The sequence below is a fragment of the Micromonospora sp. H33 genome (assembly GCF_052068455.1).
Classification (GTDB): domain Bacteria; phylum Actinomycetota; class Actinomycetes; order Mycobacteriales; family Micromonosporaceae; genus Micromonospora.
In genome coordinates this window covers 62,054-75,163 of sequence record NZ_JBQHDE010000016.1, presented here as the reverse complement: position 1 = coordinate 75,163, position 13,110 = coordinate 62,054, and the positions used below count along the sequence as shown (strand labels likewise).

The window sequence follows — 13,110 nt, the reverse complement described above, 5'->3', positions numbered from 1 at the left end:
CGAACGGAAAGCGGGGGACGGCGTGGTGGACAGGACACCCTTGCGGGTCGGGCTGCTGGGGTACGGGGTGGCCGGCCAGGTGTTCCACGCACCGCTGATCGCCGCGACCCCCGGGCTGCGCCTGCACGCGGTGGTGACCCGCGATCCGCAGCGGCGCGAGCAGGTCCGCCACGACCACCCGGACGCGCGCCTCGTCGACGACTCCGAGCTGCTGTGGCGGCAGGCGGACGCGCTGGACCTGGTGGTGGTGGCGACGCCGAACCGCCAGCACGTTCCGATGGCCCGGGCGGCGGTTGCCGCCGGTCTGCCGGTGGTGGTCGACAAGCCGCTCGCCGGGACCGCCACCGAGGGCCGCGAGCTGGTGGCGGAGGCGCAGCGGCGGGGCGTGCCGCTGACGGTGTTCCAGAACCGCCGGTGGGACGGCGACTTCCTGACCGCCCGGCGACTGGTGACCGGGGGCGCGCTCGGCGCGGTCACCCGGTTCGAGTCCCGCTTCGAACGCTGGCGGCCGGCGATCAAGCCGGGATGGCGGGAACGCGGCACCGCCGACGAGGCCGGGGGTGTCCTCTACGACCTCGGCGCCCACCTGATCGACCAGGCCGTGCAGTTGTTCGGGCCGGTCCGCAGCGTGTACGCGGAGGTGGACCGCCGCCGGCCGGGCGCCCAGGTCGACGACGACGCGTTCGTGGCGCTCACCCACACCGGGGGCGTGCGTTCGCACCTCTGGATGACCGCGCTCGCCGCGCAGCTCGGCCCGCGCCTGCGGATCCTCGGCGACCGTGCCGCGTACACCACGTGGGGCCTCGACGTGCAGGAGGCCGCGCTGCGCGACGGCGCCCGGCCCGGTACGGCCGGGTGGGGCACGGTGCCACCGGAACGGTACGGGCGGCTCGGCGTCGACGGCGACCTGCGTCCGGTGCCGACCGAGCCCGGCCGCTACCAGAGCTTCTACGCCGAGGTGGCGGCGTCGCTGCGCGACGGCACGCCGATGCCGGTCGACCCGCTCGACGCGGTCGGGACCGTCGAGCTGATCGAGCTGGCCCACCGGTCGGCCGCGGAGGGCGCGGTGCTGACCGTTCCGTCCTGATCCACCGCCGGCCCCGATGCGGCGGGGTGCCGACGGGACGGCCGGTGGGTGCCGACCGCGGCGGCCGCGAGGCACAGCGCGGCGGCGAGGACGAACGGCGGACGGGCTCCGAGCACCACGGCGGCCGAGCCGAGCGGGGTGGCCAGCGCGACCGGGCCGAACATGGCGGTGGTGGCCGTGGCGGCGACCCGGCCGAGCTGTGGCGGCGGAGCGTGGAGCTGGACCGCGGTGACGGCCGCGACCAGGGCCCAGGGCAGGGCGAGCCCGGCGAGGACGGACGCCGCGACGGCCGCCGGCCACCACGGCAGGCACCGGGCCAGGCACACGACGGCGAAGAGGACCGTCCCGACGGCGGCGACGGTGACCGGCCCGAGCCGGTCGACGAGGCGGCCGGCGACCAGGCCGGCCACGATCGATCCGGCGCCCTGGGCGCTGAGCAGCACACCGAGGAACGTCGACGGCATCCCCAGATCGGTGGTGACGACCTGGTAGAACGCCGCGGTGGTGAACCCCGACATCCCGATGGCGACGCCGGCGAGGCCGACGCTGCGGTGGATCACCGGCTGCTGGCGGATCACGGCGAGCCCCGCCCGGAGGCCGGGGCGGCGGTCCGGGGCGGGCGGCCGGGCGCGGGTCAGGCGTACGGCGGTGTAGAGGACGGCGGCCAGGACCGGCATGACGGCGCTGACCGCCGCGACGGCGTGACCGCCCTGCCACGCGTAGAGCGCGGCGCCGGCGAGCGGAGCGACCAGCTTGACGCCCTCCTGGGCGCTGGTCCGCCAGCCGTTGACGTGGCCGAGGTGCTCGGCGGAGAGCGCCTCGGGGAGGAGCGCCGACTCGCCGGCGTCGATCAGCACGTAGCTGACCCCGTACGCGAGGGAGACGGTGAGGATCAGCCAGGTGTCGCCCGCGTCCCGCACGGCGAGCATGGTGAGCAGCGTGGCCGCGAGCAGCAGGTGCACGGCGATGAGGGTCGGGCGCCGGGGCAGCCGGTCGACCACGCCACCCAGCCACGGCCCCGCGAGCACCGGGGCGAAGACGCAGACGCCGGCCAGTGCCGCAAGGCCGCCCGACCCGGTGAGGTCGAGGATCCAGATGCCGGCGACCAGCGACATCGTGGTGCTCCCGAAGCCGGACAGCAGGGAGATGGCCACGAAGAGCACGGCGTTGCGACGCATTGACACCCCCGACGTGTGAGCCGCGACAGCTCAGATCCTCCGAGCTTGAGTCGCATCGCCGCAAGAGCTGAAAGAAGTGTCAATGATCTGTTGACAGAGCCGCCTCGATCGCCACGGCCACCGCCCGCGCCCGGGCCGGCAACCGGCCCTGGCCGGCGTCGGCCAGGTCGGCGACGACGTGCCGGGCCAGTGAGTGCAGCGGGCCGGGCGGCGCGTCCAGGGCGGTCGCGACGGTTCGCCGCACCAGCGGGGCGCGGGGGAACCGCTCGTCCCACCGGCGGTCCGCCGCGATCCACCGGTCCAGCTCCGCCATCGCGGCGCGGAGGGCGGCCACTTGCGGCCCGAAGGGACGGTCGGCGGCGACCCGGCGGGCCCGGGCGGCCGTCGCGAGGCGCTGGCGCCGCTGCTCCGCCGCCTGCCGGCTGGCCAGCCCCAGCACTGCGGCGATCTGCGCCCAGGTCGCGCCCGCCTGGCGGGCCCGGTCGATGAGGGTCAGCTCCTGCTCGCCCAGTCGCGCGCGGGCGGCGGTCACCTCGGCGAGCCGATCCAGCTCGGACGTCATGTGTCAACGATACGTTGACACTCCGATCGGGCATTCCCGGGCCTGTCCACCGGGGACGTTCCGGGCGGCCTCTTCCACCGGGCCGGTTCACGGGGTAGAAACATTTCCATCCCTTCCGCCACGCCGCCGACCACCCACGACCCGTCGGGAGAGCGCTCTCTCCCATCGACGCCTCCCGAGAGGACCACCGCATGACCACCCACGGCACACGACGGCGCGGGCGCCGAGCCCTGGTGCTCGGCCTCGTGCTGGCGACCGCCGTCACCGCCACCGGCCCGTCCGCCATCGCCGGTCCCCCGCGACCGCCGGATCTCGGGCCCAACGTGACGATCTTCGGGCCGGACACGCCGCTCAGCGAGATCCAGGCCACCATGGACGCCCGGCACACCGCGCAGGTCGACGCCGAGATGGGCACCGCGCGGCACGCGTACCTCTTCCTGCCCGGCAGCTACGGCACCGCGGAGCAGCCGTTGCAGGTGAAGGTCGGCTACTACACCGAGGTCTCCGGCCTCGGTGCCTCCCCCACCGACGTCCGGATCAACGGCAAGGTCGAGGTCTACAACCGCTGCCTCGCCGACGGCGGCGCCGGCAACTGCATCGCCCTGGTCAACTTCTGGCGTACGCTGTCCAACCTCTCGCTCGCCATGGACGCCGCCGGCCAGGACGGCTGCCGCTCCTCGGCGAACTTCTGGGCCGTCTCCCAGGCCGTGTCGATGCGCCGCCTCGACGTCAGCGGCGGCACGCTGTCGCTGATGGACTACTGCACCGCCGGGCCGCAGTACGCCAGCGGCGGCTTCATCGCCGACTCGCGGCTGCCCAACGTCGTCAACGGCTCCCAGCAGCAGTGGCTCACCCGCAACAGCGAGGTCGGCGGCTGGTCCAACGCCGTGTGGAACCAGGTCTTCTCCGGCGTCGTCGGCGCCCCGGACGACGCCGGCTTCCCCAGCCCGCCGTACACGACGCTCGACACCACGCCGCTCAGCCGCGAGAAGCCGTACCTGTTCGTCGACGACCGGGGCCGCTACCAGGTCCGGGTCCCGGCCGCGCGGCGGGACACCCGCGGCATCTCCTGGGGCACCGGCCTGACCCCGGGCCGCACCATCCCCATCCGCGACTTCTTCATCGCCCGGCCGGGCGACCCGGTGCACGTCATCAACCGGGAACTGGCCCGCGGCCGGCACCTGCTGCTCACCCCCGGCGTGTACGACATCGCCCGCAGCATCGAGGTCCGGCGGCCCGACACGGTCGTCCTCGGCCTGGGCCACGCCACGCTCACCGCCGTCAACGGCGCCGTCCCGCTCGACGTCGCCGGCGTCCCCGGCGTGGTGGTGGCCGGAGTGACGGTCGACGCCGGGCTCCGCGAGTCGCCCGTGCTGCTCCGGGTGGGCAGCCGGCACGGGCGCAACCACAGCACCCCGGACAACCCGATCACCCTGTCCGACGTGTACTTCCGCGTCGGCGGCCCACACATCGGCCGGACGCACACCGCACTCGAGGTCAACAGCGACCACGTCCTCGTCGACCACACCTGGGTGTGGCGCGGTGACCACGGCGTCGAGGGCTTCACCGAGGGCGTCAACGGCGACACCGACCGCTGGCGCACCAACACCGGCCGCTACGGGGCCGTCGTCAACGGCGACCACGTGACGGCGACCGGCCTGTTCGTCGAGCACTTCCAGCGGTACAACACCGTGTGGAACGGCGAGCACGGCACGACGATCCTCTACCAGAACGAGCTGCCGTACGACCCGCCGACACAGGCCGACTGGATGAACGGTGACGTCGAGGGCTGGGCCGGCTACAAGGTCGGTGACCGGGTACGGCACCACACACTGCACGGCGGCGGGGTGTACGTGTTCAACCAGAACAACCCGTCGATCCACACCGAGAACGGCTTCGAGGTGCCGGAGCGGCCCGGCGTGCGGCTGCACCACGTCATGACCGTGAACCTCAGCGCCGGCACGATCGACCACGTGGTCAACGGCGTCGGCGAGGCGGCCGACACCACCCGCATCGGCGCGCCGGTCTACGTCACCGAGTACCCGCTGCCATGACTCGTCCGGCGCGGGCCGGAGCAGGTGCTCCGGCCCGCGTCCGGCCGACGGTCCTCCCCTGCGTCGCCCCGCCGTAGAGCCGTCAGCGGGGTACGGCGTACGCGAGCGCGACGTGGCCCGGTCCCCCGGGCCACGCCCCGGTGAGGGTGCCGGCGCCGCCGCCGGTGCCGGTGCCGACCGTGCGCAGGACGGCCAACTCGACGGTGTCGGTGACGATGACCGTCGGATCGGCGTCCTCGACACGGCGGATCGCGCCGGCGGCCGGGATGTCACGGTCCGGTTCCGCGGTGACGGTCATGAGCGGCTCGCGGACCTCGCGGACGCCGTCGACCTCGAAGTACTCCTCGGCCTGGCCGGCGTCGCCACGCAGGACGCTCGCCAGCACGGCGGCGTGGACGGGGTCGCCGCACCCGTCGTACACCCAGCGCCGGCCGAGCACCGAGTGCTCGGTCGTGCCGACCAGCCACTCGTCGCCGCCGTCGAGCGGCGCCGCGCGGTAGGTCAGCGGCACGTGGAGGACCGGCCCGGCGCCGGCCCGCACGAGCAGGGTCTCGACGCCCACCTCGCCGGCCGGGTCGTCGAAGCGGCAGGCGGCGACGCGGGTGACCTCCGCGCCCGCCTCCCCGACGAACCAGGGACGGCCGGGCAGCCATGCCGCGAGCAGTTCGAGCTTGCCGGGTTTCAGGTCCGCACGGTGCAGCAACGCCATGATCGGCATCGTAGCGGCGGCTCCCGCCGGTGCGACCGTCGACCATGACGATCTCGCGTCGTCGACGAGCTGCGTGACGGGTGAGGCCCGCGCCGCGCGGCGTGCTGGCAGGATGGCCGCGTGGATCTCGACTCGGGCGCCGGCCTGCTGCACCGGCTCACCTCGTACGTGCCGACCCGCGAGTGGGACGCGCCCGCCGACGACCCGCGCGTCCGGCACGACCTCGTCCCGAACGACCCGGCGACGCTGCCGTCGCCGATGAAGGCGTACCCCGAGGACCTGCCCGTCGTGGACCTGCCGCGTGACCTGCCCGATCCCGGCGTGGCGGCGACGGACGTCCTCGCCGGTGTCGCGGCCCCGGCTCGTCCGCTCGACGCGGCGCAGCTCGGCCGCGTGCTGTTCCTCGGCGCCGGCGTCGTGCGCACCGCCGAGCGCAACGGGCGCCCGGGCCTCTTCCGCGCCTCCGGTTCCGCGGGTGCCCGCTTCCCCCTGGAGGTGTACGCGAGCACGCGCGGCGTCGCCGGGGTGCCCGACGGCGTGCACTGGTACGACGGGCGCCGGCACGCCCTCGTCCAGGTCGCGCCCGCCGCCACCGGGGCGGCCACCACGCTCGTCGTGACCGGAGTGCCGTGGCGGACCGGCTGGCGGTACGCGGAACGCGGCTGGCGGCACCTCTACTGGGACGCCGGCACGCTCCTGTCCCAGCTGACGGCCGCGGCCGCGAGCGCCGGTCTCGGGCCGCGCCTGCGCTCGCTCTTCCCCGACGCCCAGGTACGTGAACTCGTCGGCGCGGACGGCGTCCACGAGTACCCGCTCGCCCTGCTCTCCCTCGGCGACGGCGACCCGGCCGTCGGCCCCACCGGGCCCGCGACGCCGGGCGACCTGCCGCCCGTCGAGCTGCCGCTGGCCACGGCCGCGCAGCGGGCCGGCGAGCGGGACGTGCTCGGCGACCCCTGGCCCGCCGGCGACGCCCTGCCCGACGCCCCACCGTCGACCACCCTGGACGAGGTCGTCCGGCGGCGCGGCTCGCAGCGCCGCATGGACCGTTCCGGGACACTGCCCCGAACCGCCCTGGAATGGTCGATGAGCGCGGCCCTGCGCGGCGTGGCCGTACCGCACTGGGTCGCCGTGCACGGCGTCGACGGGGTGACGCCCGGCCTCTACCGGTGGCCGGACCTGTCGACGCCGCTGCGGACCGGCGACCTCCGCGACGAACTGCTCCGCGTCTGCCTCGACCAGTCGCTCGCGGCCGACGCCGCGTACGTGGTCGTCGCCGCCACCCGGGCGTCCGACCTGGACGACCGCTCCTACCGGGACGCGCAGCTCGCCGCCGGGCTCGTCGAGGGCCGGCTCCACCTCGCCGCGTACGCCCTGGGCGCCGGCGCCTCCGGCATGACCTTCAACGACTCGGAGGTGCCGGGCCTGCTCGGCGAACCCGCCGACCTTGCCGCCCTGCTCTTCACCTGCGTGGGCGTTCCCGAGTACGTGTCCCGCCCGGGCGGCCAACCGGGCGCACCGGTGACGGTCCGCCCGGTCATGCCCCGCATGGGCGCCTGACGGCGCTCCTCCCCACTGGTGGCGCGGTCCGGGCCTGTCCCGGGGACGGCCCGCATCCGCTGACCGGCGAGAGGTCGTTTCTCAGCCGGTCGGCTGTCGGGCGCTGTACCACGCGGCGAGGGCTTCCTCCGTGTACGGCAGGTTGCACTCGCCGACCGCCCGGGGCATCGGCCCGCCCTGCGCGAGGATGCGGCGGTCGAGGATCAGGCGCACGACCTCCCGCTGGGCGGTCGTGAGGTCGGCGACGGTGGCGCCCTCCGGCAGCGGCCCGTCGGGGAAGGTCAGGCCGAGCAGCAGGTGCAGTGGAAGATATTCGTGCCGGTCCGGGCGTGCCGCACGCAGCCGCTCGACCAGGAGCGCGGCCAGGTCCGGCGGTTGAGGACCCATCCGTCCACCGAGGACGGCGGCTGCCGTGTTGTCCAGCGCACCGTCGTGGACCGGCCACTCCGGTGCCGGCGGCTCGAAGAGACAGTCGCAGCATTCCGACAGGGTTGCGTGGTCCGGCGCGACGCGGAGCCGTGCCAGCCCCATCGCCGCGGCCCGGCGGACGATGGGATCGTTGCTCTCCCGCCACCGCGCGACCGCCTCCACCACCGGGCCGTCGGTGGGCTGGCCGGCGAGGCCCGCGACAAGACACAGCGCCGCCGCCACGGTCAGGTCGGTCTCCACACGGAGCTGCTCGGCGAGCACCGGCGCGATCGCCTCCCAGGCGGCCGGGAAGCGGGCGAGCAGCTGCGCCATCCCGAGACGCAGGTCACGGTCGGCGTCCCGCAGCGTCGCCAGATACACGGGTACGCCGGCCTGCACCGCCTGGTAGGCGGCCAGGTGCCAGGGATCGGTGGTGGGCCGCTGGTATCCGCCGTGCCTGCGCCACTCCGGCGACCGCGCCAACCACCAGTCCGAGCGCAGCTGCCCCAGGTCGTCCAGGCTCGGGACTTCCGTCGGGCACGGCGACTCGTACAGCTCCACGCAGTCGACGATCGTCGTGAGGAGCCGCCAGGCCGCCAGCCGGTCCGGCGCGTCCACGTCGGCGAGCAGGTCGATGAGGAACGGCGCCGCAGACGCGGCCGCCTCGTACACCAGGCCCTGGTGCTGGAGGTGGTCGTCCTCCAGTTCCTCCTCAGCGCCGGCCCGCACGGCCGCGTCCGGTGACCGGAGCGCTCGTAGCAGGTCCGGCACCTCGGTGGCCGGCCCGTACGGTCCCTCGACCGAGTCCCAGTCGACGTGGCGCAGATGATCGACCATGGCCCGGCACGGTAGCACCACCGACCGTCGCCGTGAGCGTGCCGTGGACGCGCATCGGCACCGGCGGTGGTGGACGAAACCCGGGTGTTCGCTGCGCGCGGCGAGTCTGGGCGGCACCCCCGCCCTGGCGAACGTCGGGGATACCTGACTAAAGTCAGGCTTATGGACGCGGAACTCGTTGCCGCCGTGCGGCGGTTCAACCGGACGGTCACCCAGCGGGTGGGCGCGCTCGATGAGGAGTACATGGCCCGGGGCCGGCCCCTCGCGCAGGCCCGGCTGCTGTGGGAGATCGGCCCCGGCGGCGCCGAGGTCGCGGCGCTACGGGCACGGCTCGGCCTGGATTCGGGACACCTCAGCCGGCTCCTGCGCACACTGGAGAGCGATGGGCTCGTGACGGTCGGCCCGGCCGACGGCGACGGACGGGTCCGGATCGCCACCCTCACCGAGGCCGGCCGGGCGGAGTGGACCGAGCTGGACAAGCGCTCCGACGACCTGGCCTGGTCGATCCTCGAACCGCTCAGTGAGCGCCGGCGCGGGCGGCTCGTCGCGGCGATGGCCGAGGTGGAGCGACTGCTCGTCGGGTCGATGGTGGTCATCGAGCCGTGCCCGCCCGGCGACCCCCGGGCCCGTGCCTGCGTGCGGGCGTACGCCCGTGACGTCGCGCGCCGGTTCGACGAGGGTTTCGACCCGGCGCTGAGCAGCCCCGTCCGCGACGAGGAGCTCGTTCCGCCCGGCGGTGTGTTCCTCCTCGCCACCCTCAACGCCGAACCCGTCGGCTGCGGCGCCGTCAAGCTGCATCGCGACGCACCCGCCGAGATCAAGCGGGTGTGGGTGGCGGACAGCGTACGGGGCCTCGGGATCGGGCGGCGGCTGCTGGACGAGCTGGAACGGTACGCCGCCGACCGGGGCTGGACGGCCGTACGGCTGGACACCAACCGGAACCTGACCGAGGCGATCGCGATGTACCGCGCCGCCGGGTACCGGGAGATCGAGCCGTACAACAGCGAGCGCTACGCCCACCACTGGTTCGAGAAGCGCCTATCGCCGTGACGGACCGTACGGCCCCGGTCAGCTGGCGCGGTTCAGGCCCCGCCGGCCGGTACGGACACGCTGGTTGTCCGCGCGATGGCCGCTCGTCTCCAGCATTCGGCCGGCCGCCTCCAGCCCGGTCAGCGCGGCGCCGTAGGCGGTGACCTCCCGCTGGAAGTGCTCCACCTTGGAGTACCAGAACTTCAGTTCCGGGTTCATCGCCTTCGCGTTGATGTAGTTGACGATGTCGGCCTCGGGCGTGATGCCCTGGCGCGCGTAGCAGCGGTCGAACCGGGCCTTGGTCCGCTCGTACCTCTCGCTCATCGCGGTCAGGCCGGCCTCGGCCTCCAGCAGCCGGTTCCGTAGATACCGCACGTACGTGCTGGGGACCGGCGGCGCGGCGGGCGCCGGGCGGGACGCGGGGATCGGCGACATGGCAGTCACCCGTCCCTACGCACGACGACCGACCCGGGGGTGACCATCCATCGGCGACCTTGTCTACTGTGGAACGACATGATCGGCCTCCTTCTCCGGCTGTCCGGTCCCCGATCCCTCCGGCAGCGGCGCGGGGTCGCATCACTGACGCCGGTCGGGGCGACGCTGCCCCGTCGATCGGGGTGCAGTGATGTTCTTCTACCCAGGAGCAGCGCGGCCATACCCACCGGCACCGCCCACTTCTGCGGGAGCGGTGTGCCAGTAGAGCACCGGCCCGGGCCCGGAGGCGGCGATGTCCCGCAGCGCCGCGACCGCCTTCGCCGTGTACACGGGCTCCGCGACCAATGCCGTCCGCTCGGCCAGCCAGGCCGCCGCGTCGGTGGCCTGGGCCGTCGGCACGCCGTAGCCCGGGCCCAGCCAGTCCCGGCGTACCACCAGCGGGGCCAGGGGAACGCGGGGCGTGAGGGGCGCGCCGCGACGGCGCAGCAGGCGCGCGGACGCGGCGGCCTGCCGGCGGACCTGGCGCTCCCCCGCCGGTGTCCGGTCGTTGACGCAGACGCCGATCACCTCGCTGCGCAGACCGGCCAGGGCGAGACCCAGCGCCAGGCCGGCGGCCGTGCCGCCGGAGCCCACCGCCACGACGATCCGCCGGGGGGCCGGCAGCACACCGGCGTCGACCTGCTCGGCGAGTTCGAGGGCGGCCTCGACGTATCCCAGGCAACCGTGCGGGCTGGAGCCGCCGATCGGCAACAGCGCCGGCCGTCGGCCGGTCAGCAGCGCCCCGGCCAGCAGCCCCGCGGCGGCGAGGTACGCGCCGGGCACGCCGCCCACCGGGCGCACCCGCGCCCCCGCCGCGCGGACCGCCGCCGCCTGGGCCGCCACGTGCGCGTCGTACGGCTGCGGCACCGTCACCACGGCGACCCGCAGGCCGGCGGCGGCACCGTAGCGGGCCACGGCCACGGCGTGGTGGCTGCCGGTGCCGCCGGCCGTCACCACCGTGCGCCGGCCGCGCCGGAGCAGCTCGGGAAGGCTCCACTCCAGCTTGCGGACCTTGTTGCCGCCGTACCCGGCGCCGTAGCCGCTGTCGTCCTTGACCCATACCGCGCCGTCGCCGGTCAGCCGCCGCACCGGTGTCGGCCCGTCGCCGAGGCGCAGGTACGGCAGCCGCGGCGCGGTAGCCGGGAACCGGGTGTGCAACCGCGGTCGGGCCACCGCCGGCTCCGTCACTGGCCGCCGGAGCGGGAGACCGTCCGGCGCACCCGGGTCGCCTCGTCCCGCAGCGTCCGCACGAGGGCGGCGCCGGTCGCGCTGTCGGCCAGACCGTTGGCGGACAGCGTACGGGCGATCTGCTCGAAGAAGTCGGTGACCTCGTTGGCCGTCCCGAGCGCCTGGCCGACGTTGCTGGGCGCCGGCGCGAACTCGACGGCGGCCAGCCGCTCCGAGACCTCCCGGCGGGCGCTCTCCGGCAACTCCGCCTCGCCGAGCGCCTCCCGGACCCGCTCGCAGGCGCGGCGGATCTCGCCGACGACGGCGAACTCCCGACTCGGCCGGGCCCCCACCACGGTGCCGATGACCCCGACGTTGTAGCTCACGTTCCCGTCGACCGCCCGGCTGCGCTGCGCCGGCACGGCGAACGGGTCGATGTTGACCGCCGCCCGGGCGTTGAGACCGGCCCGGAAACAGGGGTGGACGTGGAACTCGTTCTCGTGCGGTTCCAGCACCTCGCGGCGCGCGCCGCCGTAGACGATGTCGCCACCTCGCCGTACGCCGAGAAAGCCGAGCCCGAACAGAACATCGATCACCACGTCGGGTTCCAGCACGTGCGCGTACTCGGGGAACTGTTCCACCAGGCTGTCACGCACCTCGGCGAACCGCGCGTGCAGCGCCTTGCGGGTGACCAGGTAGCCGGTGTTCTGGAACAGCGCGTAGAGCCGGGTCAGGAAGGGGTAGCTGACGAGGTACTCGTTGCCGAGATCCTGCAGCTTCCACCGGGAGAAGTCCCGGGCGGCCGCCCGTACGTCGGACGAGTGGATGGTCGGGTGACCGTGTCGCAGCGCGGTGTCCCGGCACAGGGTCACGAACTGGATGACGTCGCGGGGCCGCAGCAGCGTCCGTGAGGTCAGGTAGTCCCGGATCGGTTCCCCGTCGACCGATTCCGGAAGCACCCGTCCCCAGAGTTCGTCAGCCGGCACCGGCCGGCCCAGCGAGGCGGAGGCGCGGCGCAACAGCACCTCCCCGAGCAGCTCGGGTGTCCAGTCGATGCGTTCCTCTTCGCCGCGGAACTTGTCGCTCTCCGCGAACTGCAACGAGTCGTAGATGTCGCTGCGCAGGAAGAGCGCGCACCGGACCGCACCGCCGAACAGGCTCCGGACGTGCTTGCTGGCCAGCAGCAGCCCGACCACCATGGCGTCGGAGGACGGGTCGTTCGACCAGATCTGCTCCACCTGGTCGACCGCCAGCAGGAACGTCGGGTGGTCGGCGGGGCAGTCCAGTTCCACGACGGCCCGCCCGATCACCTCCTCCAGCACGTCGAGCTGCCGCGCCGCCCGGGCGCCCTCGGACGCCTGCTGCACCTCCACGTTGCCGTTGAAGCCCAGCGCGCCGACGCCGATCGACGACGCCCGCAGCCGCCCCATGCCGGACAGGACCCGGTCGTACAGCTTCTGGTCTCCGCTCTCGTGGTGGCTCTTGAGGAAGCGCCGTAGCCGGCGGATGTTCGCCGGTGCGCGGCGCAGCCGGCGCCGGTGCCGCTGCCGCTGGTGCGCGACGAGGTGTCGGCTGATCTGCACGGCGAAGACGTACCGCCACACCAGGGACTTGGCCGTCTCCGGGTTCAGCCCCTGCAACTCGAAGCGGCGCAGTTCCTCACCCGTCGCGTCGTCCGGGGTGATCAGGCTGGTTACGACGCCGCCGTCGGGGCCACCGTCGAGCAGCCGGCAGATGGCGCTCTTGCCGGCGCCCTTGCGACCGATGACCAGGCTCTTGCGTCCGCTCACCGCGGCCTCGTACGCGGCGGTCGGGACGAAACCCTGCCGGAGCAGGCCGCCGGCGAGGTCCGACTCGGCATCGTCGCGGCCGAACGTCAGCCGCGCCAGGTCGATCGCCGGGTGGTCCACGTCGGTCCCTCCCTCGCCACGACCACGATGCGTGCGGTACCGCACACGGTAGGCAGGCGGTGCCCGGAGCGCCAGACGGTCGACCGGGTGACATGTGACGGGAGCCCGACACCGCCCGGACCGGATCACCTCAGCCCC

Annotated in this window: 10 protein-coding genes and 1 pseudogene; 4 read left to right on the top strand and 7 right to left on the bottom strand. The window is 74.4% G+C overall.

Annotated elements, in window-relative coordinates; translation table 11 throughout:
- Positions 1-22 precede the first annotated feature (22 nt).
- Positions 23-1,012 (top strand): annotated as a pseudogene (locus ACTMS0_RS26075) (Gfo/Idh/MocA family protein); the annotation flags it as partial.
- Here the strand turns inward: ACTMS0_RS26075 and ACTMS0_RS26070 are convergent.
- On the bottom strand, positions 949-2,265 hold the full coding sequence (locus tag ACTMS0_RS26070) for an MFS transporter (RefSeq protein ID WP_441157902.1): 1,317 nt from the start codon (positions 2,263-2,265) through the stop codon (positions 949-951). The pseudogene ACTMS0_RS26075 and the gene ACTMS0_RS26070 sit on opposite strands and share 64 nt — an antisense overlap.
- A 79-nt stretch (positions 2,266-2,344) precedes the next feature.
- Positions 2,345-2,827: a hypothetical protein gene (locus tag ACTMS0_RS26065; protein ID WP_441157901.1), complete on the bottom strand. Its 483-nt coding sequence runs from the start codon at positions 2,825-2,827 to the stop codon at positions 2,345-2,347.
- A 191-nt stretch (positions 2,828-3,018) separates the two neighbouring features.
- Between ACTMS0_RS26065 and ACTMS0_RS26060 the strand changes: the two genes are divergently transcribed.
- Positions 3,019-4,881 carry an adenylyl cyclase gene (locus ACTMS0_RS26060; protein ID WP_441157900.1) on the top strand — a complete coding sequence of 621 codons (1,863 nt, stop codon included), beginning with the start codon at positions 3,019-3,021 and terminating at the stop codon, positions 4,879-4,881.
- Positions 4,882-4,963: 82 nt separating this feature from the next.
- Here ACTMS0_RS26060 and ACTMS0_RS26055 read toward each other — a convergent pair whose 3' ends face one another.
- Positions 4,964-5,590: a CG0192-related protein gene (locus ACTMS0_RS26055; RefSeq protein ID WP_441157899.1), complete on the bottom strand. Its 627-nt coding sequence runs from the start codon at positions 5,588-5,590 to the stop codon at positions 4,964-4,966.
- Positions 5,591-5,710: 120 nt separating this feature from the next.
- Between ACTMS0_RS26055 and ACTMS0_RS26050 the strand changes: the two genes are divergently transcribed.
- Positions 5,711-7,147, top strand: coding sequence for a nitroreductase family protein (locus ACTMS0_RS26050; protein WP_441157898.1), 1,437 nt, complete (start codon positions 5,711-5,713; stop codon positions 7,145-7,147).
- Positions 7,148-7,228: 81 nt separating this feature from the next.
- On the opposite strand, the gene ACTMS0_RS26045 is transcribed toward ACTMS0_RS26050, so the two are convergent.
- On the bottom strand, positions 7,229-8,392 hold the full coding sequence (locus ACTMS0_RS26045) for a hypothetical protein (RefSeq protein ID WP_441157897.1): 1,164 nt from the start codon (positions 8,390-8,392) through the stop codon (positions 7,229-7,231).
- 162 nt (positions 8,393-8,554) lie between these two features.
- Between ACTMS0_RS26045 and ACTMS0_RS26040 the strand changes: the two genes are divergently transcribed.
- Positions 8,555-9,442: a GNAT family N-acetyltransferase gene (locus tag ACTMS0_RS26040; RefSeq protein WP_441157896.1), complete on the top strand. Its 888-nt coding sequence runs from the start codon at positions 8,555-8,557 to the stop codon at positions 9,440-9,442.
- 18 nt (positions 9,443-9,460) lie between these two features.
- Here ACTMS0_RS26040 and ACTMS0_RS26035 read toward each other — a convergent pair whose 3' ends face one another.
- From ACTMS0_RS26035 to ACTMS0_RS26025, 3 genes are all read right to left on the bottom strand, one after another.
- A complete protein-coding gene (locus ACTMS0_RS26035) occupies positions 9,461-9,856 on the bottom strand; it encodes a hypothetical protein (protein WP_441157895.1) in 396 nt (131 codons plus the stop codon).
- A gap of 198 nt (positions 9,857-10,054) precedes the next feature.
- On the bottom strand, positions 10,055-11,068 hold the full coding sequence (locus tag ACTMS0_RS26030) for a 1-aminocyclopropane-1-carboxylate deaminase/D-cysteine desulfhydrase (RefSeq protein WP_441157894.1): 1,014 nt from the start codon (positions 11,066-11,068) through the stop codon (positions 10,055-10,057).
- Between the two features lie 11 nt (positions 11,069-11,079).
- Positions 11,080-12,972, bottom strand: a complete 1,893-nt coding sequence (locus ACTMS0_RS26025; protein WP_441157893.1) for a P-loop ATPase, Sll1717 family — start codon at positions 12,970-12,972, stop codon at positions 11,080-11,082.
- Positions 12,973-13,110: the final 138 nt, after the last annotated feature.

What these genes read in the sequence shown, in the direction of transcription:
- ACTMS0_RS26070 (WP_441157902.1), bottom strand. Translation starts at nt 2,265, where the DNA reads ATGCGTCGCAACGCCGTGCTCTTCGTGGCCATCTCCCTGCTGTCCGGC.
- ACTMS0_RS26065 (WP_441157901.1), bottom strand. Translation starts at nt 2,827, where the DNA reads ATGACGTCCGAGCTGGATCGGCTCGCCGAGGTGACCGCCGCCCGCGCG.
- ACTMS0_RS26060 (WP_441157900.1), top strand. Translation starts at nt 3,019, where the DNA reads ATGACCACCCACGGCACACGACGGCGCGGGCGCCGAGCCCTGGTGCTC.
- ACTMS0_RS26055 (WP_441157899.1), bottom strand. Translation starts at nt 5,590, where the DNA reads ATGGCGTTGCTGCACCGTGCGGACCTGAAACCCGGCAAGCTCGAACTG.
- ACTMS0_RS26045 (WP_441157897.1), bottom strand. Translation starts at nt 8,392, where the DNA reads ATGGTCGATCATCTGCGCCACGTCGACTGGGACTCGGTCGAGGGACCG.
- ACTMS0_RS26040 (WP_441157896.1), top strand. Translation starts at nt 8,555, where the DNA reads ATGGACGCGGAACTCGTTGCCGCCGTGCGGCGGTTCAACCGGACGGTC.
- ACTMS0_RS26035 (WP_441157895.1), bottom strand. Translation starts at nt 9,856, where the DNA reads ATGTCGCCGATCCCCGCGTCCCGCCCGGCGCCCGCCGCGCCGCCGGTC.